Source organism: Nonomuraea spiralis, assembly GCF_014648435.1.
GTDB lineage: Bacteria > Actinomycetota > Actinomycetes > Streptosporangiales > Streptosporangiaceae > Nonomuraea > Nonomuraea spiralis.
Genome location: NZ_BMRC01000005.1, coordinates 144,689 through 169,321 on the forward strand (window position 1 = coordinate 144,689; position 24,633 = coordinate 169,321).

The 24,633-nt window shown below is 75.2% G+C and carries 9 protein-coding genes; all 9 read right to left on the minus strand.

The genetic code is table 11. The features are described 5' to 3' along the window. The 9 genes from IEZ27_RS13780 to IEZ27_RS13820 are packed head-to-tail and all read right to left on the minus strand — an operon-like array spanning nt 1 to nt 24,587. Nucleotides 1–1,215, minus strand: coding sequence for an MFS transporter (locus IEZ27_RS13780; RefSeq protein ID WP_189647532.1), 1,215 nt, complete (start codon nt 1,213–1,215; stop codon nt 1–3). After that, nucleotides 1,212–1,421: an MbtH family protein gene (locus IEZ27_RS13785; RefSeq protein ID WP_125634140.1), complete on the minus strand. Its 210-nt coding sequence runs from the start codon at nt 1,419–1,421 to the stop codon at nt 1,212–1,214. Before IEZ27_RS13785 ends, IEZ27_RS13780 begins: the two co-directional genes overlap by 4 nt. Continuing rightward, complete coding sequence (locus IEZ27_RS13790) at nt 1,414–1,836, minus strand: hypothetical protein (RefSeq protein ID WP_189647533.1); 423 nt, start codon at nt 1,834–1,836, stop codon at nt 1,414–1,416. Before IEZ27_RS13790 ends, IEZ27_RS13785 begins: the two co-directional genes overlap by 8 nt. After that, on the minus strand, nt 1,833–4,367 hold the full coding sequence (locus tag IEZ27_RS13795) for a penicillin acylase family protein (protein ID WP_189647534.1): 2,535 nt from the start codon (nt 4,365–4,367) through the stop codon (nt 1,833–1,835). The genes IEZ27_RS13790 and IEZ27_RS13795 overlap by 4 nt, the downstream gene beginning before the upstream one ends. Beyond that, on the minus strand, nt 4,367–6,037 hold the full coding sequence (locus IEZ27_RS13800; RefSeq protein WP_189647535.1) for a condensation domain-containing protein: 1,671 nt from the start codon (nt 6,035–6,037) through the stop codon (nt 4,367–4,369). Before IEZ27_RS13800 ends, IEZ27_RS13795 begins: the two co-directional genes overlap by 1 nt. Then, a complete protein-coding gene (locus tag IEZ27_RS13805) occupies nt 6,030–15,425 on the minus strand; it encodes a non-ribosomal peptide synthetase (RefSeq protein WP_189647536.1) in 9,396 nt (3,131 codons plus the stop codon). The genes IEZ27_RS13800 and IEZ27_RS13805 overlap by 8 nt, the downstream gene beginning before the upstream one ends. Then, on the minus strand, nt 15,422–20,602 hold the full coding sequence (locus tag IEZ27_RS13810; RefSeq protein WP_189647537.1) for a non-ribosomal peptide synthetase: 5,181 nt from the start codon (nt 20,600–20,602) through the stop codon (nt 15,422–15,424). Before IEZ27_RS13810 ends, IEZ27_RS13805 begins: the two co-directional genes overlap by 4 nt. Beyond that, nucleotides 20,599–21,594 (minus strand): hypothetical protein, encoded by a 996-nt coding sequence (locus tag IEZ27_RS13815; protein ID WP_189647538.1) that lies wholly within the window; start codon nt 21,592–21,594, stop codon nt 20,599–20,601. Before IEZ27_RS13815 ends, IEZ27_RS13810 begins: the two co-directional genes overlap by 4 nt. Further along, nucleotides 21,591–24,587: a non-ribosomal peptide synthetase gene (locus IEZ27_RS13820; protein ID WP_189647539.1), complete on the minus strand. Its 2,997-nt coding sequence runs from the start codon at nt 24,585–24,587 to the stop codon at nt 21,591–21,593. Before IEZ27_RS13820 ends, IEZ27_RS13815 begins: the two co-directional genes overlap by 4 nt. Nucleotides 24,588–24,633 lie beyond the last annotated feature (46 nt).

Here is a 24,633-nt window from a genome sequence, read left to right on the forward strand (position 1 = left end):
TCACGCGTTTCTGATGGCACGCTGGGCGGCCCCGATCACGGAGACGGCGAGCACGCCGATCCCCCCGACGAGGAACGCCGACTCCGGCCCCTGGCGGGCCACGATCACTCCGATGAGCACGGCCGCGATCGGGAAGGCGGCGATCGTGACCGCGGTGAAGGCCGCCATGACGCGGCCGAGGATCTCGGCGGGCGAGATCCGCTGGACGAGCGTCAGCGCGACGACGCTCAGCACGCCGGCCGCCAGCCCGAGCACGACCATCGCCGACAGCGGCGCGAGCAGGCCCGGCAGCCGCGGGAACGCCGTGAGCACCAGGCCGTCGACCACGAGCAGGCCGAGGGCCAGGTAGCCGCGCCTGGGCAGCCGCCACACCAGTCCGGCGGCGAGGGTGCCGAGCAGCAGGCCGCCGCCCTGCGCCCCGAGCATCAGCCCGTAGACGCGCTGCCCGTCGTCGAAGTGCCGGTCGAGGTAGATCGGCAGCGCCACGTTCATCATGGCCGTCGAGGTGAGCTGCGACAGGGCGGCCATGAACAACACCGCGACCAGCAGCCTGGACCGGCGGGCGAACGCCCAGAAGCCCGTACCGGCCGGGGCGGCGGCCGGCGCGGCCCGGCGGGCGCGTACGGCCAGCAGCGTCCCGGCGGAGACCAGGAACGTCGCGGCGTTCACCGCGAGCACCGCGGCGGTGCTCAGCGAGGCCATGGCCAGCCCCCCGACCAGCGGCCCGGCCATGGCGGCCGTCACCATCAGCGCCTCGCTGACCGCGTTCCCCCCGGCCAGCTCCTCCTCGTCGAGGAGGGTGGGCATGATGGCCCAGTACGCCGGCAGGAACACCCCCTCCAGCAGCCCGAGCAGCACGATCCCCGCGCCGAGCGCCGGCAGCCCGCCCGCCGGTCCGGTCGCCGCGACCAGCAGGACCAGCACCCCGGCCCGCCCCAGGTCGGCCACGAGCATGACGTTCCTGGGGCTCCACCGGTCGGCCAGCAGGCCGCCGAGCGGCGCGCCCGCCACACGCCCGACGCCGAGCAGGGTGAGCATGACGGCCAGGTCCTTGGCGTCGCCCATGCGCAGCACGACGAACGGCAGCGACACCGCGAACACCATGTCGCCCAGCGTGGACAGGACCTGGCCGGCGACCAGCCGGCGGAAGCCGCGGTGCCGCAGCGGGGCCAGCAGGCCCGGCGCGGACAGATCCTGCGGCCGCACATCGCTCACTGCGGCTCCGCGGGGGCCACGCCGTCCATGTGCCGCCGCAGGCTGAGCGGCCGCATGTCGGTCCACACACGCTCGATGTGGTCGAGGCAGGACTGCTTCTCGCCCACGACCCCCACCTCGTGCCAGCCCTCCGGGCAGGGACGGCCGGCCGGCCAGATGGAGTACTGCTCCTCGTGGTTGACGACGACGGTGAACGTCTCAGACATGTTCGTCCTCCTTGGTGTCCAGCGAGCCGCTTCCCGGCCCGAGTCGAGCGGCCCGGCCTGACCGGACGTCGGCGCCCAGCCGCCTGGCCGCGCCGCCGATCCACGCGCCGGCCAGCGCCAGCAGCAGGGTGTAGACGAGGGTGACGGCGACGACCACCCAGCCGAGCCCCCGGGCGTTGAGTGCCATCGCGCCGGCCAGGTCGGCCGCGTCGAGCGTGCGGGCGCCGCCCTGCCACACCAGCGACGCGGCGCCCGCGACGGCCGTCGCCGCCAGCAGGGCCGGTACGGGCCGCCTGACCGGCGCGGCGGCGCCCACCACCAGCCCGGCCAGCGGAATCACCCACCACCAGCCGAGCGAGAGTCCGGCGAGATCGGCGACGGTCACGGCCGCCGCGAGGAGAGCCTGGCGCTTCATGAGGTCACCTTCCACTGCACGGTGCGGGCCCCCAGGACGGCCGCGCCTTCGAGTACCGGCCAGTAGCGGCCCTTCATCCACAGCGGGATGCCGTTGCCGTACCAGGGGGACATGGGGTTCTCGCTCTGGCCGCCCGCGGTGACCGCCTGAATCTGGCCCGTCCCCCAGTCGACGCCGAAGCGCCAGGTGGCCCCGGCGGTCGCCAGGTTGCTGAGCGGGCGGCCGTCGGCGGCGTCCCTGGTGCCGACCGAGACGTTGGGCGTGCGCGGGTTGCCGCCCCACCCGGGGTAGGGGCCCAGGTCCAGCGCGGACATGCCGGCGAGGTTGGGGAACAACACGGACTCGTACTTGCCGTAGGTCCAGTTGCGGAAGTCGGGACCGTACTTCTTGAGGGCGTTGGCGACCGTCTCGTGGAAGGCGGCGCGCATCACGTCCGTGGCGTCGCGCCGGGTGCCGTCGGGCAGGGAGAAGAAGGCGTTGTCCGGGTCGTTCTGGATCCAGCCGAGCACGGTGCCGCGCAGGGTCTCGTTCGCCCAGGCGCCGGAGTCGGCGTTGCGGGGGAGCAGCCCCTTGTCCGGGTCCTGCGGCACCTTGTAGTGCGTCCACCAGGGCTGGAACGTCGCCCAGGAGAGCCGGTTCTTGTAGGAGTCGAAGAACACCGGCTGCGGCTTGTCGGGGCTCGCGGTGTAGTCCCAGGCCGTCAGGAGGTCGGCGACCCGCTGCTCGAACGGGTCCAGCTCGACCCCCTTCAATGCGCCGAGCAGCAGCGGCACGAGCTGGCGGGCGTGGTTGTCGTGCCAGTCGCTCTGGAGCGCGGCGGACTGCGCCAGCGTCAGTTTGTCCTGGTGGGAGAGCTGCTCGACGATCTCGCCGTCGCGCCAGCCGCGTTCCACGAAGTTGTAGGACGTGGAGTACTGGTAGGGGTAGTCGCCGCTCGCCTCGCGCTGGTTGGCCGAGACGATGTAGCCCTCGGGCGGGTTGACCGAGGAGGGCAGCGCGTCGTGCGCGATCGAGCCGGTGACGTCGCCCGAGCCGTCCCCGGCCAGCGGCAGGGCGGGGTTGCCCGAGGCCACCTGCGGGGCGACGCCGACGTTGAACATCGCGATGTTCCCGCTCCGGTCGGCGTAGGAGAAGTTGAGCGCCGGGGTGGTCCAGCCGCGCAGGCTCGCCCGGAACCCGCCCAGGTCCTTGGCCCGCAGCAGGGCGAGCATGCTGCTCATGTTGTCGCTCGGCAGCGTGCCCGCCCACCACACGGCGTAGTCCCTGGCCTGCACCCGCATGATCGGGCCGTGCGCGGTGAGGCGGACCTGGTGCTGCTCGGTCGCGCCGCCGCGGACCTTGATCGGCTCGGGCACCGAGGTCAGCGGTTGCCATTTGCCCTGGTAGAAGTATTGTCCCGGCCGCGCTGGGTCGGTCCGCTCCTCGTAGAAGAGGGTCGTCGGGCGCTGGGAGGCGGTCAGGCCCCAGCTGAACGTGCCGGTCTTGCCCAGCAGCGGCACCGGGATGCCCGGGGTGGTGACGCCGCTGAAGTGGTAGCCGGGGCTGCTGCCCTCAAGCTGGTACCAGATGGAGGGCAGGCTGTAGGGCAGATGGGGGTCGGCGGACAGGATGGGCGCGCCCGACGCGGTCCTGCTGCCGGAGACGACCCACGAGTTGCTGTTGCCCAGGGAGTGGACGGCGGCGGCAGGCACCGTCGTCGGCGGCGTGCCCAGCGCGCCGGGCGTCCCGTCCGCCGGCACCCCGTCGGCCGGGTAGGCCCGCACCGGCAGGGGCTCCAGGGGCAGCTTCTTGAACGGCCCCTTGTCGAACGGCTGCTGCCGGTTGCCCGGGACGACCGGGAACCACTGGTCGAACACCTTCTGGCCGAGCGCCTTCTGCGCGAAGGAGAACCGTACGGCCTGCTCGTCGAAGCTGATCTTCTGGCCGACCAGGCGCTGCACGGCCAGGCTGTCCACGGGCGTCCACTCGCGCGGCTCGTAGCCCAGCACGGTGAACAGCGTCGGCAGCCGGTGGTCGCGCACCAGCTCGCGGATGGCGTCGTTGACCCCGCGGCTGTAGGCGGTCAGCGTCTCCCTGGCCGGACCGGCGGGCAGCGCCGCCCAGTCCCGCCGGGCGGCCCGCTGGAGGCCCAGGTCGCGTTCGAACCGGTCGGACTCCAGGGCGTCCGGGCCGACGATCTCGGCCAGCTCGCCCTGGGCCTGGCGCCGGGTCAGGTCCATCTGCGCCAGCCGGAAGCGGGCGTGGACGTACCCGATCGTCCTGAACAGGTCGGCGTCGGCGCCCGCGGTGACGTGCGCGAGGCCGTTGTCCTCGAACGCCACGGTGGCCGGCGCGCTCAGGCCCGGCAGTGAAACGGTCTCGGCGCGGGCGGGTCCGGCGTCGGCGGCCGGCCGCCACACCCCGCCGCCCGGGTTCAGCGTCGCCCCCAGAGCGGGCAGGCCCGCCAGGCCGGTGGCGGAGGGGACCAGGACGGCCGCGGCGAGGATCACGCCGCCGCCCACGTCCAGGGTCCGCCGCAGGTGTCGCCACATCAGTGGCCCCCTAACTCGTACGTCGCAGTGGCGGCCCGCACCTTGACGGCCAGGCCCCTGGCGGTGGTGTCGTCGAAGAGGTCGCGCAGGACGAGCCGGTAACCGGTCGCCTGCTCGATGTCGAGCGCGAGTTTCATGGCCAGCATGGAACTGCCGCCATGGTCGAAGAAGTCGTCGGTGACGCCCAGCCACTCCTTGCCGAGCACGTCCCGGACGCACCGCAGCACCCGCGCCTCGACGGCGTCGTCCGGCGGGACCCGGGAGCCCTCGCCGGGCCGTGATCCGGTGGCGGGCGGCTCGATGCGGCGGCCGGAGAACCCGTCCCGGTGGCCGATGGCGGGCCGGAGCCCGGTCAGCGCCGCCTCGACCGGCGTGTCCGGCGCGGCGGCGGCCATCAGGTCCAGCACCGCCGCCACCTGCCCCAGCAGGCCGGACGCGGTCGCCGGCTCGAACACGTCGCGGTTGTACTCCAGGTCGAGGAGCATCCCGCTCGTGTTCCTGTGCAGGTCGAGGGTCAGGTCGTACTTGGACACGCCGGGCTCGGGCGGCTCGCCGGTCACCTCGACGCCGGGCCAGCTCAGGTCCTGCCTCGGGGTGTCCTGGCCGTTGAGCATCACCTGGAAGACCGGCGTCCTGGACAGGTCGCGCACCGGTTGCAGATGCTCCACCAGCCGCTCGAACGGCACCTCCTGATGCGCGTACGCCTCCAGGCACACCGTGCGGACCCGGCTCAGCAGCCCGGCCCACGACAGTCCGGCGGGGACGTCCACGCGCAGCGGCACCACGTCGATGAAGCAGCCGACCAGGCCCTCCAGCTCCGGCCGGGAACGGCCGGCCGTCACCGTGCCGACGATCACCGCGTCCTGGCCCGACAGGCGGCACAAGACCATGGCGTACGCGGCCAGGACCGCCATGAACAGGCTCGCGCCGCACCCGTGGGCCAGCCGCTCCAGGCCGAGCGCCACCGGCTCCGGCAGAGCGCGGACGACCCGGGCCCCGTCGAACGTGGGCACGTCCGGACGCGGCCGGTCGGTGGCCAGCTCCAGGGCGGCGGGCGCGCCGGTCAGCACCCGCGACCAGTGGTCCAGCTCCTCGCGCAGCGCGTCGCCGGAGAGCCGCTCGCGCTGCCACAGCGCGAAGTCGCCGTACTGGACGGGCAGGTCGGGCAGTTCGGGGGCGCGTCCCCCGCGCAGCGCCGTGTAGGCGGCCGACAGCTCCGCGGCCAGCACGCCGAGCGACCAGCCGTCGCAGACGATGTGGTGGATCACGATCAGCAGCACGTGGACGCGCGGTTCCAGGCGCACCACCACGACCCGCAGCGGCGGCGCCGACCACAGGTCGAACGGCTCCCGCAGCACGCCCAGCCGGACCCGGTCCAGCTCCCGCCGCCGCGCCTCGGGGGCGAGCCCGGACAGGTCCACCAGCTCCGGCGTGACGGCCCAGGACTCCAGGACCGCCTGCACCTGCGTGTCCGGCTCGAACCGGGTCCGCAGCGCCTCGTGCCGGTCAACCACGTGCTGGAAGGCCGCGCGAAGCGTCTCCATGCTCAGCTCGCCGTCGAGACGCAGCGTGACCGGCATGTGGTAGGCGGCGTTCCCGGGGTCGAGCTGATGGAGGAACCACAGCCGGGCCTGCTGGAAGGACAGCGGGAACAGGAATTCCTCACCCATTTTGCTCCTTCTCCCCGTTCTGTGACTGGTCCGGTCCGCGGCGTCGCGTCCGGCGGTCGGCCCGCGTGATCGGCGTGCTCCGCGCCGCCCCCGAATCCCGGGCGCCGGCGACGGCCCGTACCATCCCGGCGACCGTCGGCGCCAGGAAGATGTCCCGCAGGGCGATCTCCACCCCGGTCCGCTCGGCCACGCCCGCCGCGATCCGCGGTATCTGCAGCGAATGGCCGCCCTGCTCGAACAGGTCGTCGTCGAGGCCGACCGCGTCCACGCCGAGCACCTCGCACACCGCCTCGGCGACCTGCCGTTCCAGGGGGGTGGCGGGCGGGTTCAGCACCCTGCCCGCCGCCGGGCGCGGCTCGGGCAGCCGGGCGCGGTCCACCTTGCCGTTGGCCGCCCTCGGGAGCGCTTCGAGCGGTACGAACACCGACGGCACCAGGTACGACGGCAGCGACCGGCCGGTGAAGGCCCTCAGCTCGGCCGGCAGGCCCTCGTCCACGCGCCCGGTGCCGACGTAGGCGACCAGGCGCCCCTGGGCCGGGTCCGCGACGACCACGGTCTCCCGTACGTCGGGATGCCGGATCAGGGTGGCCTCGACCTCGCCGGGCTCGACCCGGAACCCCCGGATCTGCACCTGGTCGTCGGCCCGGCCGAGGAACTCCAGCGCGCCGTCGCCGTTCCACCTGACCAGGTCGCCGGTCCGGTACATGCGCGACCCCGGCGGCCCGAACGGGTCGGGCAGGAAGGCCGCCGCCGTCAGGTCCGGCCGGCCCAGGTAGCCCCTGGCCAGCCCGTCCCCGGCGATGAACAGCTCGCCCGCCACGCCGGGCGGGAGCAGCCGCAGGCCCGCGTCCAGCACGTGGACCCGGGTGCCGACGTCGGGGCCGCCGATCGGCACGCTCTCCCCGGTCCAGCCCTCGGGGGCGGGCCAGAGCGTGGAGTTCACCGTGGCCTCGGTCGGCCCGTACGCGTTCAGCAGCCGCCGTCCAGGGGCGAACCGGGTCACCACCTCGGCGGGCACGGTCTCCGACCCGGTCAGCACGGTCACGTCCGGCGGCAGGTCGCAGCCCGGTGGCAACGCGGCCAGCAGGGACGGCGACAACGCCAGATGGGTGATCCCGTGCTCGGCGACGTACCCGGTCAGCGGCTCGCCCGCCACGCGCCGCGCGGCCGGGACGACGACCAGCCGGGCGCCGGTCAGCAGCGCCATGCTCAGCTCCCAGAAGGCCACGTCGAAGCTGACCGACGCGAACTGCAGCACCCTGCTGCCCGCGCCCACGCCGAACCGCTCGACCGCGGTCGCCACCAGGCTCGGCACCGACGCGTGCGTGACGACCACGCCCTTGGGACGGCCGGTCGAGCCCGAGGTGTAGATCACGTACGCGGTGTTGCCCGGGGCCGGAGGCCGGATGACGGGCGGCGACGAGGGGCGGCCGGCGATGTCCGGGTCGTCCGCCAGCAGCACCGGCGGGCCGCCGGGCGGCAGCAGGCCCGCCGTGTCGGCGGTGGCCAGCAGCACCACCGGGCGGGCGTCGGCCAGCATGTACGACACCCGCTCGGCCGGATGGTCCAGGTCCAGCGGCAGGTAGCCGGCGCCCGTCTTCAGCACCGCCACCAGCGCCACGAACAGGCCGAGCGACCGGGGCAGCGCCACCGCCACCAGCCGTTCCGGTCCCGCGCCGCGCTCGGCCAGCAGGTGCGCCAGCCGGTTCGCCGCGGCGTCGAGCTCCCCGTACGTCATCCGCTCCGACTCCAGCACCAGCGCCACGTCGCCGGGCCGCCGTGCCGCCTGCGCCTCGAACGTCTCCGCCCAGCAGGCGGCGGGCAGGTCGGCGGCCGTGTCGTTCCAGTCCAGGAGCAGCCTGCGCCGCTCGGCCGCGTCCATGACGTCGATCTCGCCGATCGGCCGGTCCGGCTCGGCCGCCACGCCGCGCAGCAGGAGCAGCAGCCGTTCCACCAGGGACGCCGCCGCGTCGTGGTCGAACAGGTCGCTCGCGTACCCGAGCGTGCCCGCCGCCCCCGCGCCGTCCGGCAGCGCGGTCACGGTGAAGGCGAGGTCGAACTTGGCCGCGACCGGCCCCACCTCCGCCACCTCGACGGACAGGCCCGCCAGGTCCAGCGGCGGCGGCCCGGCGTGCTGGTAGGCGACCGCGACCTGGAACAGCGGGTGCGCCGACAACGAGCGCACCGGGTTGAGCGCCTCGACCAGCCGCTCGAACGGCAGCTCGGCGTGCTCGTAGGCGGCCAGGTCGGCGGCCCTGACCCGGGACAGCAGGTCGCGGAACGCCGGGTCGCCCGAGGTGTCGGCGCGCAGCACCAGCGTGTTGACGAACAGCCCGACCAGGCCGTCCAGCTGCTCCTGGCCGCGGGCGTCCACGGCGGTGCCGAGCGGGACGTCGGTGCCCGCGCCGAGCCTGGTGAGCAGCGCGGCGACCGCGGCCTGCAGCACCATGAACATGGTGGCGCCGGACCGCCCGGCCAGGTCCTTCAGCCGCTCGTGCAGCTCGTCGTCGAGGGTGAAGCCGACCGAGCCGCCCCGGTGACCGGCCACGGCGGGCCGCCGCCGGGTGGTGGGCAGCCGGGGCTCGGCGGGCAGGTCGCGCAGCGTGTCCGTCCAGAAGTCGAGCTGTCGGCGCAGCTCGCCGGCCGGGTCGCGCTGGTCGCCGAGGACGCGGCGCTGCCAGATCGCGTAGTCGCGGTACTGCACGGGCAGCGCTCGCCACCCCGGCTCCCGCCCGGCCAGCCGGGCCAGGTACGCCTCACCCAGGTCGCGCAGGAACGGCCGCAGCGAACCCTCGTCGCCGGCGATGTGATGGATCACCAGCAGCAGCACGTGCTCGCCCGGCCCGGTCGCGAACAACCAGGCGCGCAGGGGGATCTCGGCGGTCAGGTCGAACGCGTGCCGGGCCGCCGACTCCATGCGCGCCGGCAGGTCCGCGGCCGTCACGTCCACCACGTCCAGGTCGGCGGGGGCCGCGTCCAGGACGATCTGGCAGGCGGTGCCCCGGCGGTCGGGGAAGATCGTGCGCAGGATCTCGTGCCTGCCGATCAGGTCGCCGAGCGCGGCACGCAGCGCCGCCCGGTCCAGGGGGCCGGACAGGCGCAGCGCGACCGGCAGGTTGTAGGTGGGGCTCGGTCCCTCCAGCCGGTGCAGGAACCACAGCCGTTCCTGGGCGTACGAGAGGGGGGCCGGGCCGCCGTCCGCGGCGGGCGCGAGCGGCGGGCGGTCCGGCTGGTCGGCGGCCGTGTCGCCGGAGCCCAGGGAGGCGGCCAGCGCGGCGGGCGTGGGGTGCTCGAAGAGCCGCCGCAGCGAGACCGGGCGTCCCAGCACCCGTGACAGCCGCCCGGCCGCGCGGGTGGCCAGCATCGAGTGGCCGCCGAGGTCGAAGAAGTCGTCCTCGGCCGAGACCGTGGCGGCGTCCAGGCCGAGCACGTCCGCCCAGGTCTCCACGACGACGGCCTCCAGCGGCGTGCGCGGCGCGACGTGGTCCGCGCTCCGGGGCGTCCCGGCCGTGTCCGGGGGAGCGGGGAGCGCGCCCCGGTCGGTCTTGCCGTTGAGGGTGCGGGGCATGCGGTCCAGCGGGACGACCAGCGACGGGATCATGTACTCGGGCAGGTGATCGCGCAGAAAGGCCCGCACCCCGGCGACCGACGGCACCCCGGAACCCGACGGCGGCCCAGCGTCCGACGGCGGGGTGGCGACGAGGTAGGCCACCAGGCGGTCGTCGTGCACGGCGACCACGGCCTCGGCGACGTCCGGGTGCTCGGCGAGGCGCGCCTCGATCTCGCCCGGCTCGATGCGGTGCCCGCGCAGCTTGACCTGCTGGTCGGCCCGCCCGGCGAACGACAACCGCCCGCCGCGGAACCGCACCAGGTCCCCGGTCCGGTACAACCGCTCACCCGTGGCGAACGGCGAGGGCACGAAGCGCTCCGCCGTGAGCGCGGGCCGGCCGAGATAGCCGTCGGCCACCCCGGCGCCGCCGACGTACAGCTCGCCGACGGCCCCTTCCGGCAACGTCCGCAGGTTGTGGTCCAGGACGTGCAGCCGGGTGTTGGCCACCGGACGGCCGAGCGCGATCGCGGCGGGATCCTCCACCGGGCCGGTGGCCGACCAGATGGTCGTCTCGGTGGGGCCGTACAGGTTGGCCACCTGGTGACCGGCCGCCAGCAGCGCCCCGGCGACCTCGGGGGAGAGCGCCTCGCCGCCCGACCACACCCGCAGCGGACGCTCCGCCCGCCAGCCGGACTCCAGCAGCATGCGCCAGGTCGCCGGCGTGGCCTGTACGACGGTCGCGCCGCACGCCCCGATCAGCCCGCCCAGCAGGACCGGGTCCGCCGCCTGCGCCGCCGTGGCGACCACGACGCGGGCCCCGGCCAGCAGCGGCGCGAACAGCTCCAGCACCGAGATGTCGAACGACAACGTCGTCACCGCGACCAGCACGTCGTCCGGGCCGAGCCCGGGGTCGGAGCAGACGGAGGCCAGCAGGTTCAGCACGGCCGCGTGCGGCACCACCACCCCCTTGGGACGGCCGGTCGAGCCCGAGGTGTACATCACGTACGCGCGGTCCCGCCCGCCGGCGCCCGTCGCCGGGACGGGGAGCCCGGCGGCCGGGTCGTCCGGCGTCACGACGTCGAGGCCGGGCACGGGCGCCGCGTCCGGTGACTCCGCGACGAGCACACGCACCCCGGAGTCGGCGATCATGAACTCCAGCCGCCGCCGGGGGAACTCCGGGTCGAGCGGCACGTACGCCGCCCCCGCCAGCCACACACCCAGCAGCACCGGCACCATCAGCGGAGACCTGGGCAGCAGCACGCCCACGGCGTCACCGCGGCGCACGCCCCGGGCGGCCAGCACGGCGGCCGTCCGGCGGGCCAGCTCACCCATCCGGCCATGGGTCAGCCCACGCCCCGCGTCCCCGTCCACGCCGTCGACCAGGGCGAGCCGGTCGGGTGGCGCGGACGCCAGTACCGCGTCGGCGACGGTTCCGGTGGGGATCGGACGGTTCGGGCCGGTTCCGGCGGCCAGCAGCAGCGCGCGCTCGTCCGGCGTCAGCGCCTCCGGCTCGGGCGTCGCGCCGGTCAGCCAGTCCAGTACGGCGGCCAGGCGGCCCGCGTACCGGGCGGCGGTGTCCCCGGTGAACAGGTCGGTGTCGAACTCCAGGAAACCGCCGATCCCCGACGGCGCGTCGCGCAACCAGAACGTCAGGTCGTGCTGGGCCGTGCCGGTGTCCAGCGGGTGGTGCGAGGCCGTGACGCCGGGCAGGTCGAGGCCCGGTGTCGCGCCGCTCTGCAGGGCGAGCATCACCTGGAAGACCGGCGTCCTGGACAGGTCGCGCTCCGGCCTCAGGTGCTCGACCAGCCGCTCGAAGGGCACGTCCTGATGGGCGTACGCCTCCAGGCACACCCGCCGCGCCCTGGCCAGCAGCTCGCCGGCCGCCGGGTCGCCCGAGACGTCCAGGCGCAGCGGCACCACGTCGATGAAGCAGCCGACGAGGTCCTCGACCTCGGGACGGGAACGCCCGGCGACCGGCGTGCCGATCACCAGGTCGTCCTGGCCGGACAGCCGGGACAGCACCACGGCCAGCGCGGACAGCAGGACCATGAACGGGGTGACCTCGTGCGCCGCGGCGGTCCGCCGTACGGCCGCGCTCAGCTCCGGCCCGAGCTCGACCGGCAGGGTCGCGCCCCGATGGGCGAACACGGGCGGGCGCGGCCGGTCGGCGGGCAGCTCCAGCGCCTTCGGGGCGCCGTCCAGGACACGCGACCAGTGCTCCAGCTCGGGGGCGAGGGCGCGGTCCGACATACGGTCGCGCTGCCACAGGGCGAAGTCGCCGTACTGGACGGGCAGGCCGGGCAGCTCGGGCTCCCGTCCCGCGGTCAGGGCCGTGTAGGCGAGGGAGACCTCGGTCGCCAGCACGCCGACCGACCAGCCGTCGCACGCGATGTGGTGCACGACCAGCAGCAGCACGTGCTCGGCCGGGGCCGTCCTGACCAGCAGAGCCCGCAGCGGAAGGTCCTCCGCCAGGTCGAACGGGGTGCGCGCGGCACGGTCGAGCAGGCGCGCGAGGGCGGCCTCGTCCGGGGCGCCGGCCACCTCCAGGGCGGGGCCGGGGGCGGTCCGCACCCGGGGCCTCGGCAGGTCGTCCTCGGTGACGTACGTGGTGCGCAGCGTCTCGTGCCTGGCCGTGACCAGCGCGAGCGCGCCACGCAGGGCGGCGACGTCCAGCTCGCCGCGGAGCCGGACCGCCAGCGGGATGTTGAACAGCGAGTCGGACGGGTCGTACTGCTGCATGAACCACAACCGCCGCTGCGCGAACGACAACGGGATCAGGTCCCGGTCGGCCACCCGCCGGATCGGCGGCACGGCGTCCCGCTCGGGGACGGCGGCGAGCGCCCGCGCCGACGCGGCGAGGGTGGGATGGTCGAAGACGAACTGCACCGGGACCGGCCGGGACAACCGCTGCGCGAGCCTGGCGACCAGGCGGGTGGCCAGCAGGGAGTGCCCGCCCAGGCGGAAGAAGTCGTCGGAACGGGAGATGCCGGCGGCGTCGCGGCCGAGGACTTCGGCCCACGCCTGGGCGACCTGCCGTTCCAGCTCGGTGGCGGGCGCGGCCGGGGCGCGCGCCGGGGCCTCGGGGACGGGGAGCAGGTCGAGGTCGGGCTCGCCGTCGCCGTCGAGCGGGACGCGGTCCACCAGCAGGACCGAGGCGTCCTCGCCCGCCAGCTCGCGCAGCTCGTCGGCCGCGGGCGGGGAGGTGGCGGGGACCACGTAGGCGACGAGGAGGCCGTCGCGTTCCACGGCCACGACGTCGCGGGCTCCCGGGTGTGCCGCCAGCCGTTCCTCCAGCAGGCGTTCCGGTGTCACGCCGAGCGGGACCAGCGTCCCGTCCGGGCGGACGCGGGCGCGTTCGCCGGTGCGCAGCAGCCGCTGCCCGTGGCCGTACGGGGAGGGGACCAGGCGCTCGGCGGTCCGGCCCGGCCTGCCGGGGAACCCGAGCGGGAGACCGGGACCGCCGAGGTGGATCTCGCCCACCGCCCCCGGCGGAACGGGCCGCATCCGGTCGTCGAGCACGTACACCTCGACCCCGGCGACGGCCCGGCCACACGGAACCCCATCACCGGCGGCGGCACGGCCGGGCGGGGGAGGCGGGGCCGCCGTCGCCACGGCGGGACCGTCGGCCGGGCCATAGACGGCGCGCGGCCTCCCCCCGGCCGGGTGCAGGGTGTGGGGGGTGAGCGCGGTGCGGCTGACCAGGAGGTTCGTGATCGGCGTCAGCGCGTCCGGGGTTTCGTGCCGGAGGCGGCCGGACAGCCGGGTGGTGAGCAGCGCGTCGGTGATCCCGTGCGTACGGACGGCTTCGCGCACCGCCTCCGGGGTGAGGTCGTCGGGCCCGAGGATCACACCGCGCGACCCCGTGAGCAGCGTCCCCCACAACTCGGCGAGCGCCGCGGGGGAGGACACCGGCGCGGTGTGCAGGCGTACGCCACGGGCCCATGAGCCGCCGGTCCGCGCGACGGCGTCATGGGTGAACAGCGCGCCCGTGCCCACGACGGCGGCCGGCAACCCGGGATGCCCCGCCGGCACAGACGAATCGGAGCCCGCGGGGGGAAGGCGGTCCAGGCAGAGGGCGGGCACACCGGCCGCGCCGAGGGCGTCCAGATGCCCGGACGAGGTCAGCAGCAGGCAGGCGTCGCTCCGGGCGACGGCGTCCCAGTGGTGCTCGGCGGGGTGCGCCGGGTCGAGCGCCAGATGGTGGCCGCCCGCGAGGACCGTCGCCAGGCAGGCCACCGCCTGGTCGAGCCCGCGTTCCAGGAGGACGGCGACGGGACGGCCCACCGGCGGGTCGCCGCCGAGGCGGGCCCGTACGGCCGCGGCCAGCCGTCCGGCGTCCTCCAGCAGCTCGCCGTAGGTGAGCCGCCGTTCCCCCTCGACCAGCGCGACGCGGCCGGGATCGCGGGCGGCGACGCGCGCCACCGCCTCGCCGAGCCCGGCCCCGGCCAGCACGTCCGGGGCGGCCGGTCCAGGGCCGAGCGCCAGCCGCCCGCCCGTCTCCCGGGCGTCCATCAGGTCGAACGCGGCCAGCGGAACGTCCGGCGCGGCGAGCCCGGACTCCAGCAGGGTACGCACGGTACGCGCCAGCCCCCCGGCGACCTCCGCGTCGAAGCGGCCGGTGTCGTACTCGCAGCGCAGCGCCGGATCGCCGAGGTCGAACCCGGCCACCAGCGGGAACTTGGCCGCCCGCGGATCGAGCGGGAGCCGTTCGGCGGCCAGGTGGCCGAGCCGCCCGCCGGGCAGCAGCGGCGGATCGACGGTGAGCATGAGGTCGAACAGCGGCCCGCGCCCGCCGGTCCCGGCCTGCCCGGTCACCGGCTCCGGCGGCACGTCGGCGTGCGCGACCGCCGCGCGCAGCGCCCTGGCGGCGAGCGCGGTCAGCTCGGTCAGGCTCGGCTCGCCCGCCCAGGCGACGCGTACGGGCAGAGAGGTGACGAGGAAGCCCACGGAGAGCTGCGTACGCGGGTTGTCCCGGCGGGCATGGGGCACGCCGATCACCACGTCCCGGCGGCCGGTCATGCGATGGCAGGCGGCGGCCAGCACCGCCAGGTAGACGCTGTGCTCGGTGACGCGGGCCGAGCGCGCGTACGCCCTGACCCGCTCCGGCAGGCTCGCGGGCAGCGGTTCCCTGACGGTCGCGCACGCCCGCTCCGGCGGCTCGTCCAGCCGTCCGGGCAGCCCGCACGGTTCCGCCCCCGCCAGGGCGCCGGCCCAGAACGCCGCCGCCGCGCCGTCGACGGCCGTCGCGGCCTCGCGCAGCGCGAGGTCCACGGGCTCGGCGGCGCCGTCCGGACGCGCCGCCGCCGGGTGCCCGGCCAGGTCGGCCGCCAGCTCCCGCAGCAGGACGCCGACCGACCAGCCGTCGGCCACGATGTGGTGGACCGCGAGCAGCAGCAGGTGGTCCTCGGGGCCGAGCCGCCACAACACCGTACGGACCAGCGGCCCGCGCCGCAGGTCGAACGGCTCGTACGCGGCCTCCGTCGCCTCCGCCACCACCTCGGCGAACGGACGTCCGGCGGCGTCCAGCGTGGTGAGCCGGTGCTCGCGGCGGCTGCGTACCCGCTGCAAGGGCCGGCCGTCCACGGCCGCGAACGTCGTGCGCAGCGACTCGTGCCGGTCCACGGCCGCCTGGAACGCGCGCTCCAGCGCCGCCTCCTCCAGCGGCCCGCGCAGCCGCAGCAGGGCCGGCATGTGGTACGCGGTCCCGCCGGGCGCGAGCTGGTCCAGGAACCACAGGCCGCGCTGCGCCGCCGTCACCGGGAACAGGCCCTCGCGCTCTCCCGGGGCCGCGCTCATCCGGGCGAGCAGCACGCGCTGGGCGTCGGTGAGCGTGGTCACCGGTCCTCCTCCATCTCCAGGCGGAGCAGGTCCAGCGCCTCCGCGGGCAGCGCGGCGACGTGGTCGAGCAGCGCCGAGCCGGTCAGGGCGGCGTCCGGGCCGGTGTCCGGGTCCTCGGGGAGCCCGTCCAGCACGACGGCCAGCTCGGCCACGGTCGGGTGGTCCAGGACGTGCAGGGCGTCCACCGGCCGCGCCAGCAGCCCGGCCAGCTCGGCCGCGATCCGCATGGCGGCCAGCGAGTGGCCGCCCAGCTCGAAGAAGTCGTCCGTACGGCCCACGCGGGGCACCCCGAGCAGGCGGCTCCACACCCGGGCGATCGCCGTCTCCGTCGTACCGGCGGGGGCGGCGTACTCGGTCGGGGCGGGACGCGGCAGCCGGGCCCGGTCGATCTTGCCGTTGACCGTCGTCGGCCACTCGTCGAGGAGTACGACGCGGGCGGGCACCATCGGGCCGGGCAGCAGGCCCCGCAGGTACCGGGTGACGTCGGCGGCGAGGCCGGGCTCCTCGACCCGGCCGGGAGCGACCCGGGCGTACCCGATCAGGCGTGTGCCGCCCGTCTCCACCACGGCGGCGATCACGGCGGCGAGCACGGCGGGATGCCCGGCCATGGCGGCCTCGATCTCCCCCGGTTCCACCCGCACGCCGCGGATCTTGGCCTGCCGGTCGGCCCGCCCGGCGAACAGCAGGACGCCGTCGCGCCGGTGGCGGGCCAGGTCGCCGGTCCGGTAGAGCCGCTCGCCCGGGGCGAACGGCGAGGGGACGAACCGCTCGGCGGTCAGCCCAGGGCTGCCGTGGTACCCGCGCGCCAGTCCCGGCCCGGCGACGTAGACCTCGCCGACCGCCCCGATCGGCACCGGCCGCAGGAACCCGTCCAGGACGTAGACCGGGCAGTTGCGCACCGGGCCGCCGAGCGGCGTGCTGCCCGGCTCGGCGCCCGCCGGGTCCACCACGTGGAACGTCGCGCAGACGGTGCACTCGGTGGGGCCGTACCCGTTGACGACGGTGAGACCGGGCACCAGCCGGACGAGCCGCCGCAGCAGGGGCTCGGGGATCGGCTCCACGCCGACCAGCAGCCAGCGCAGGCGTACCCGGGCGCCCTGCCGTTCGAGGTGGGCGGCGAGGTCGGGCAGCAGGTGGGGCGGCAGGTAGGCGCCGGTGATCTCGCGTTCGGCGAGCCAATCGGCCAGCGCGCCGGCGTCGTGCCGGGCGTACGGCGGGCACACCTCGACGGTGGCGCCGGAGGTGAGCGCGGTGAACACCTCGTGCACCGAGACGTCGAACCCCGGGCTGGTCCACCACGCGCACCGGTCCCGCGCCTCGACGCCCGCCCGCGCGCGGAAGTCGGCGGCCAGGTTGAGCACGCCGCGGTGGGCGCAGGCGACGCCCTTGGGCGTGCCGGTGGAACCGGAGGTGTAGATCAGGTAGGCGAGCCCGTCGGGGTGGCCGGGGGCGGAGGGGCACTCCCCGCCCGCGGCGGCGTCCTCCACCAGCACCGTACGGTCCCGCAGGGCGGGACGGGCGGCCAGGTCGGGGCTGGTCAGCACGACGGCGGGCCGGGCGTCGTCCAGGATGGCCGCGAGCCTGGCGTCGGGATGCTCGACGTCCAGCGGCAGGTACGGCGAGCCCGCGCGCATGGCCGCCATCATGGCCACCACCAGCCCGGACGAGCGCGGGAGCAGCAGTGCGACCGGCCGCTCGCCGCCGGCGCCGTGCGCGGCGAGGGCCGCAGCCAGCGCGGCGCTGCGCCGGTCCAGTTCGCCGTAGGTGAGCGTGCCGTGCTCGTCCCGTACGGCCACCGCGTCGGTACGTCCGGCCGCCAGCACCGCCTCGTGCACCGTCGGCGGCCCGTCCACGTCCGCCACGGCCGCGTTCCACTCGCGCAGGAGCAGGTCCCGCTCGCCGGTCTCCAGGAGGTCGACCTCGTCGGGACGCAGCCGGGGCGCGGCCACGGCCGCCGCCAGCGCGCGTTCCCAGTGCCGCGCGAAGGCCCGTACGTCGGCGGCGTCCAGCGTGCCGGTGTCGTGGACGAACGACCACGTCAGCCCCTGCGGCGTCGCGACGATCTCCACGGTCAGCTCGAACGGCGCGGTGAGCTGCGCGGCGAACCTCAGCCGCGCCTCCAGCCCGCCCATCCGCCGCGCCTCCGGGCTCCCGTCGAGGAGGGACGGCGCGAGCCCGTTCGGCGCCTGCTGCTGCGTCACCATGATCCGGATGAGGTCCGCGGCGCGCTCCGCGGGCACACACTCCTCCAGGATCCGCTGGTACGGGTACTCCTGCCCGGCCTGTCCCGCCGCCACGGCGTCGGCGAGGCGGCGCAGGTGGGCGCGGAAGTCGTCGTCCGGGTCGATCTCGCAGACCAGCGGGAGCGGGTTGACGAAGTACCCGACGGCCGAGGCCGTACCGGGGTCCAGCCGGCCCGAGGCGGGCATGCCGAGCAGGAACCGGCGCTCGCCGGTGTACCGGTACAGGGTCCAGGCGAGGCCGGCCAGCATCGTGGTGTAGAGCGTGACGCCCTCCTGGCGGGCGAGGCCGAGCAGCTGTCCGGCGAGCTCGCCGTCCAGGCGTACGCGGTGCTGGGCGGCGGGGGCCGTGGGGATGAGGGCCGAGGGGGTGGGGTGCCGGTGGGCCTGGGGCAGGGCGGCGGAGGGGGGCAGGTCGTGCAGGGTGTCGTGCCAGAAGGCGGCCAGGTCGCGGCCGTGGTCGCCGGACAGCAGGCGCGCCTGCCCGGCCGCCGCGTCCGCCGGGTCGCCGGCCGGGGGCCAGGTGGGCCGTTCCCCGCGTGCCAGCAGTTCGTAGCATTCGCCCAGCTCGCGGGCCAGCAGGTCCAGGGACCAGCCGTCGCAGACGAGGTGGTGGGCGCAGAGCACGAGGACCCCGCCCTCGGGCGCCGCCGTCCCCCGGACGAGCGTCGCCCGCCACAAGGGGCCCGCCAGCGGGTCGAGGCCGCCCTTGGCGCGTTCCTGGACCACCCGGTCCAGTTCGCCGGGCGTCACGTCGCCGAGGTCGAGGACGTCCAGCGTGAGGCCGTACGGGAGCGGGGCGCGCTCGGGACGGCCCAGCACCTCGGGGAAGTGGGTGCGCAACGCCGGGTGCCGGGCACTGAGCAGGTCGAAGGACTCCTTGAGCAGGGCGGGGTCCACGGGGTGGGTCAGGTCGAGGGCGATGGAGAGCACGTAGTGGTCGGGGTCGTGCGACAGGCGGGCGGCCAGCCAGAGCCCCCGCTCACCCTCGCTGAGCGCCCCGCCGTCCGCCACCTCGGGCGGCCGGGCCCCGGGTTCGGCCAGGGCACCCGCGGCGTCCCGAGCGACTGCGGTGGCCAGCTCGTCCGCGGTCGCGCCTGCGAGGAGGTCGCGTAGTGGCAGCTCCAGCTTCAGGCGTTCCTGCGCTGCGTGGCGCAGCTCGACCGCGCGCAGCGAGTCCAGGCCCGCAGAGGTGAGCGGGCGGTCCGGAGGGATCGGCCCGGACACGCCGACCACGACCGCGGCCAGCGCCGCCAGCTCCGCCGCCAGCTCGGCCCGCGCGGCCCGCTCGACCCGTTCGGTGTCGAGGGGGGTGGGGGCGGCCGGGATGGTGGTGAGGGTGCCTGCGAGGTAGCGGTGGCGGCATTCCGCGCGGCGGATCTTGCCGCTGGGTGTCTTGGGGATCGCGCCGCGCCGGGTGAACACCAGCCGCTCGGCCCGTACGCCGAAGGTCGCGACCAGCGTACGCTGCACCTCCGCCGCGAGCTCGTCGAGGACGGCCGGGTCACCGGAGGTCAGCTCGATCACCACGGCCAGGGCCGGCTCCCGCTCCACCTCCAGCTCGAACGCCGCCACCCGACCCGCCTGGACCGCGGGAAGGCCGCCGGCCAGGGCGTGCTCGACGTCCTCGGCCTGGAGGTTGCGGCCCCTGACGATCACGACGTCCTTGAGCCGGCCGGTCACGTACAGCTCGCCGTCGCGCAGGAAGCCCAGGTCGCCGGTGCGCAGCAGGCGCTGCCCGCCGGCGTCCGGAGGGAAGGTCGCCGCGGTGCCGTCGGGATCGTTCCAGTAGCCCTGGGCCACGCTCGGCCCGCGCACGCAGATCTCGCCGACCTCCCCGTCGGGCAGGGGCGTCGTCCCGCCGGGTGGCAGCGTACGGACGACGTGCCCGGGGATGGCGGTGCCGCACGAGACCGCGCCGCCCGCGTCCAGGCGCACGCCCGCGCCCTTGACGCCGCCGGTGGCGATGAGCGTGCTCTCGGCCAGGCCGTAGCAGGGGTAGACGGCCTCGCGGGCGAACCCGTACGGGCCGAACGCCTCGGCGAAGCGGTCCATGGTGTCCCGGCGTACCGGCTCGGCGCCGCAGAACGCCACCGACCAGCTCGACAGGTCCAGCCCCTCGCGGCGCTCCGGCGGGATCTTCCTGACGCACAGGTCGAAGGCGAAGTTGGGGCCGCCGCTGGTCGTGGCCCGGTGCTCGGTGATCGCGGCCAGCCACGCCCTCGGGTCGGCGAGGAAGTCCAGCGGCGACATGAGGACGACGGGGAAACCGGCGTAGACGGGCTGGAGGATGCCGCCGATGAGCCCCATGTCGTGATATGGCGGCAGCCAGATGACGCCCACGCTGTCGCGGGTGTGGCCGAACAGTGTACGGATCGCGGCCGAGTTGTCCAGCAGGTTGGCGTGGGTCACGATCGTGCCCTTGGGCGTGCTCGTCGAGCCCGACGTGTACTGCAGGAACGCCACGTCGTCCGCGCGCCCGGCGGGCGGGGCCGAGGCGGGCGGCTCGTCCGTTCCCTCGTCGGTCGCCAGCCAGTACGCCGAGGTGGTGAGCCCGTGCCTGGCCAGACCGTCGCGGCCGAGGTCGATCAGGCCGGCCTGGGTGATCACCACGCCGGGTTCGGCGTCGGCCATGACGGAGACGAGCCGGGGGAGTTGCCGTTCGTCCAGCGGCGGGTAGGTCGGGACGGCGATGACGCCCGCGTACAGGCAGCCGAAGAAGGCGGTCACGTAGTCGGGCCCGGGTGGCAGCAGCAGCAGGGCGCGGTCGCCGCGCCTGGCCCGCCGGCGCAGCCGGGCGGCCAGCACCGCGGCCCGGTGGTGCAGATCGCCGTAGGTGAGATCGCCTGATCCGTCCCGGAAGCCGATCGCGACCCGGTCCGGAGTTTCCTGCGCCCGTTGCCACAGGACGTGCGCGAAGGATGGTCCGAGGTTCATGTACGCCCCACGATCCTGGTTCTGGCGAGCTTGAGCGCGTGCAGCACGGACACGGCGGGCAGCCCGGTCGTGTCACTGGTACGCAGGCTCGGCCCGGTGTCGCCGCCGAACCTGCGGCACACGTACTTGTGAGAGTCGTAGACGGTGCCGAGCGCGCGGGCGAAGGCCCGGTGGTCGGCGGCCAGTTCCGCCGGCAGGCCGCGCAGCGCCGGGCGGAGCCGGGCGAACAGCCTGACCAGATACTGGTGGTCGGGGGAGAGCAGGCCGCTGAACCCGTCGGTCACGAACGGCGCCTCCATGGACTGCCGGACACCGCCGTGGTACTGGTTCGCGCTGAACTCCGCGGTGAACACGAACGCCGCCGCGCTGGCCTGCAGCAGGCGCGTGGCCAGCCGCAGGTTCCGGCGCGCGGCGGCCATGTCCGCCTCCTCCAGCGCGGACTGGAAGGACTGCAGGGCCACGATGACGCACTGGGTCAGCGCGAAGAACACGTGGTGCCCCACCCGCCAGCGCCGCAGCGGGTCCAGGTGCCAGCGCAGCAGCGGCGGCTCGGGCACCGCGGCGGGCCTGGCGTCCACGCCGGTGGACAGGCAGATCATCGTCCGCAGCGCCGAGCACAGGGACGACCAGTCGGCCCAGCTCAGGCGGGTGCCCGCGCCGAGCCCCTCCTCCAGCAGCGAGCGGTAGGCGATGAGCAGGCTGCGGGCGAACACGCCGTCGGTGTGCCGGCCGGCCCTGACCACGCCGAAGTAGGCGTCGTACTCGCGCAGCCGGTCGTCGTAGACGTAGGAGCGGGCCTTGTCGGCGGCCTCCGGCTGCTCGGTCCCGGACGGCGGCGACGGCAGCGCCCGCAGCCGGTCGAGCAGGTCGGTCGCGGCCGGCCCGGCCGCCATCCGCCTGGCCAGCAGCAGCGGGGCCGGGGATCCCTGGGTGACGGGCAGGTCGCGGTCGCGCAGCGGGAGCCGGGTCGGCTGGAGCAGCACCAGGCTCATCGCGGGCTCCGCGGGCCGGCGAGGCGGGCCCGCTGCTCGGCCGGGTCGGGCATGAAGCCCACGTCCACCATGTACGAGAAGCACTTGTGCGCCAGGTCGGGCGTCATGGGCGGGCAGGCGATGCCCGAGCCCTCCAGCGCCGCCAGCGTGTTGGCGCACTCCGCGCGCAGATCGGTACGGCCGAGCACCTCCGGGGTGAACGCGGGCAGGACCGACCGCACCCGTTCCTGGAACAGCAGCGGCAGCAGCGGGAAGAGCGGGTTGTCCGGGCCGAGCGTGACCAGGTGCTGGACGGCGGTCTCCAGCGGGACGGTCTCGAACTCGTAGCCGAAGGAGCGCACCCAGCCGTACACCTCGGTCAGGGGCACGGGGTTGAGGTTCCACAGGTGGAAGTTGCGGCCGACCGCGTCCCGCCGGAGCGAGATGTGCGCTACGGCGCGGGCCGCGTAGTCGATGGGGATGGCGTCGAACAGGTAGTCCATGTCCGGCACCACGCCGAACTCCAGCAGGCCCTTGATCTGCAGCAGCAGGTAGTCGCTGGTCTGGGTGGCGCCGGTGCCGCTGTGGCTCATCATCATGCCGGGCCGGTAGATCGCCGCCGGGACGCCGCGCTCGCGGGCGATCCGGACCAGGTGGTCGCCGGCCCACTTGCTGCGCGCGTACGCCTCGGGCGCCTCCAGCGGCACCAGCGGCTCGTTCTCCAGGTACGGCCGGTCCCGCCCGGTGTGCAGGAACACGTCGATGCTGGAGATGTAGTGCACCGCCTTGAGCCGTTCGGTGACGGCCAGGCGCAGGACGTCGGCGACGGAGTCCACGTTGGCGGGCTTGAGCGCGCTGTAGGGGTAGACGAAGTTGACCAGGGCGCCGCAGTGGTAGATCGAGTCGATCACCCCGGCGAGCCGGACGAACCCCTCCTCGCCCAGCCCGAGCAGCGGCTCGGCCAGGTCGCCCGCCAGGGCCTCGATGCGGTCGTCGTAGCGGTCGTCCCAGATGAGGTAGCGCCGCATGACCTCGCGCAGGCGGTTCTTGCCTTCGGTGGACGACGACGCGCGGACCAGGCACCAGACGGTCGCGTCGGTGCGTTCGACCAGCTCCTTGAGCAGGAACGCGCCCAGGTAGCCGGTGGCGCCGGTCAGCAGCACGTGCCGGGGGACGTCCCAGGCGGCCTCGGGCAGGCCGGGCGTCACGGTGATCGACTCGTCCAGCGTCGTCTCGGCGAGCACCTCGCCGAGGTCGCCGGGCTCGTCGGCGGGAGCCTCGCTGCGCCTGGCCGCCTCGATCATCTGGGCGGTGCCGGCCACGTGCGGCACCTCGAACAGGTGGTGGATCGACACGCTGACCCCGAACCGGCTCCACAGGCCGAGGGCGAGCCTGGCCAGGTGCAGGGAGTTGGCGCCGAGGTCGAAGTAGCTCTGGGTGACGCCGAACCGGCCGACGCCCAGGATCTCCGTGACGAGCTGGGCGACCTCGGTCTCCAGGGCGGTCATCTCGCGGCCCGCCCCGGGCTCGGGCCGCGGGTCGGCGAGCTGGCTGCGGTCGATCTTGCCGGCCACGTTGCGCGGCAGCTTGTCCAGCACGACGACCCGGCCGGGCACCATGTGCGCCGGCAGCAGCCCCGCCGCGTGCGCCCTGACGTCCTCGGGGTCGGCCTCGCCCGCGACCCACGCGACCAGGCCCGCGCTCTCGCCGAGGACCCGTACGTCGGCGGCGGCCTCCAGGACCGCGGGGTGCGTGGCGAGGGCGTGCTCGACCTCGGCCAGCTCCACCCGGTACCCGCGGACCTTGACCTGGTGGTCGACCCGCCCGCAGAACTCCAGTTGCCCGTCGGGCAGCCGCCGCACCCGGTCGCCGGTCCGGTACATCCGGCCGCCCGGCGCCTCCGCCCACGGGTCGGGCAGGAACCGTTCGCCGGTCAGGGCCGGCCGGCCGCGGTAGCCGCGCGCGACGCCCGCCCCGCCCACGAACAGCTCGCCGACCTCGCCGTCGCCGACCGGGTCCAGGTCCTCGTCCAGCAGCCGCATGCCCGCGCCGGCGATCGGGAACCCGATGGGCACGACCGCCTCGGGGCCTTCGGGCCTCAGCGTGGACGTCGTCGTCCACACGGTCGTCTCGGTCGGGCCGTAGTTGTTGACGAGCAGGCACTCGGGCAGCAGGGCGTGATGCCGCTCGACCAGCGAGCGCGGGCACGCCTCCCCGCCGACGATCACGCAGTGCAGGCTCGCCAGGGGAGCGGCGTCGTCGGCGTGGATCAGAGAGTAGAGCGACGGCGTGCAGTCCAGGTGGGTGACCCGGTGCCGGGCGATCAGGTCGCGCAGGGCGCGCGGGTCGCGGTGCTCCTCCGCCGAGGGCACCACGATCTGCCCGCCCCTGGTGAGCGTCCAGTAGAGCCCGACCGCGCTGGCGTCGAACGAGAACGACACCAGCAGCAGGAAGCAGGCGGGCTCCGGGCGGCCGAGCTCCCACTGCGCGAGCGTGGTGTGCGTGATCTGCCGGTGGGTGACGGTCACGCCCTTGGGCTCGCCGGTCGAGCCGGAGGTGTAGATGACGTACGCGGCGTTGTCGGGCAGCACCGGGCTGTCGGGCCGGGTGGCGGGCTCGTCCTGGAGCTGGTCGAGGTCCGACAGCACCGTGGTCCACCCGCCTTGCGGCACGGCCCCGCTCAGCGACTCCGGCGCCACCAGCACGGAGGCGCCGCAGTCGGACATCAGGTAGTGGAAGCGGCGCGCCGGGTTCCCCGGGTCGATCGGCACGTAGGCGCCGCCGGCCTTGAGCACGGCCAGCAGCGCCACCACCGTCTGGACGTCGCGTTCGGCGATCACCGCCACGCTGGTCTCCGGGCCGACGCCGTGCCGGCGCAGCCGGTGGGCGAGCCGATTGGCCCAGGCGTCGAGCTCGGCGTACGTGAGATCGGCGCCCAGATAGGTCACCGCGCAGGCCGTAGGGCTCTTGTCGGCCTGCTGCTCGATCAACCTGTGGAGCAACGTCACACCCATCGCGGGGCACCCCCATCGACTGTCCTGGACATCTGGGACAGATGCT

Excerpts from the sequence above, each read along its gene's own strand:
- IEZ27_RS13785 (WP_125634140.1), bottom strand. The coding sequence starts at position 1,421 with ATGTCTGAGACGTTCACCGTCGTCGTCAACCACGAGGAGCAGTACTCC.
- IEZ27_RS13790 (WP_189647533.1), bottom strand. The coding sequence starts at position 1,836 with ATGAAGCGCCAGGCTCTCCTCGCGGCGGCCGTGACCGTCGCCGATCTC.
- IEZ27_RS13795 (WP_189647534.1), bottom strand. The coding sequence starts at position 4,367 with ATGTGGCGACACCTGCGGCGGACCCTGGACGTGGGCGGCGGCGTGATC.
- IEZ27_RS13800 (WP_189647535.1), bottom strand. The coding sequence starts at position 6,037 with ATGGGTGAGGAATTCCTGTTCCCGCTGTCCTTCCAGCAGGCCCGGCTG.
- IEZ27_RS13810 (WP_189647537.1), bottom strand. The coding sequence starts at position 20,602 with ATGAACCTCGGACCATCCTTCGCGCACGTCCTGTGGCAACGGGCGCAG.
- IEZ27_RS13815 (WP_189647538.1), bottom strand. The coding sequence starts at position 21,594 with ATGAGCCTGGTGCTGCTCCAGCCGACCCGGCTCCCGCTGCGCGACCGC.
- IEZ27_RS13820 (WP_189647539.1), bottom strand. The coding sequence starts at position 24,587 with ATGGGTGTGACGTTGCTCCACAGGTTGATCGAGCAGCAGGCCGACAAG.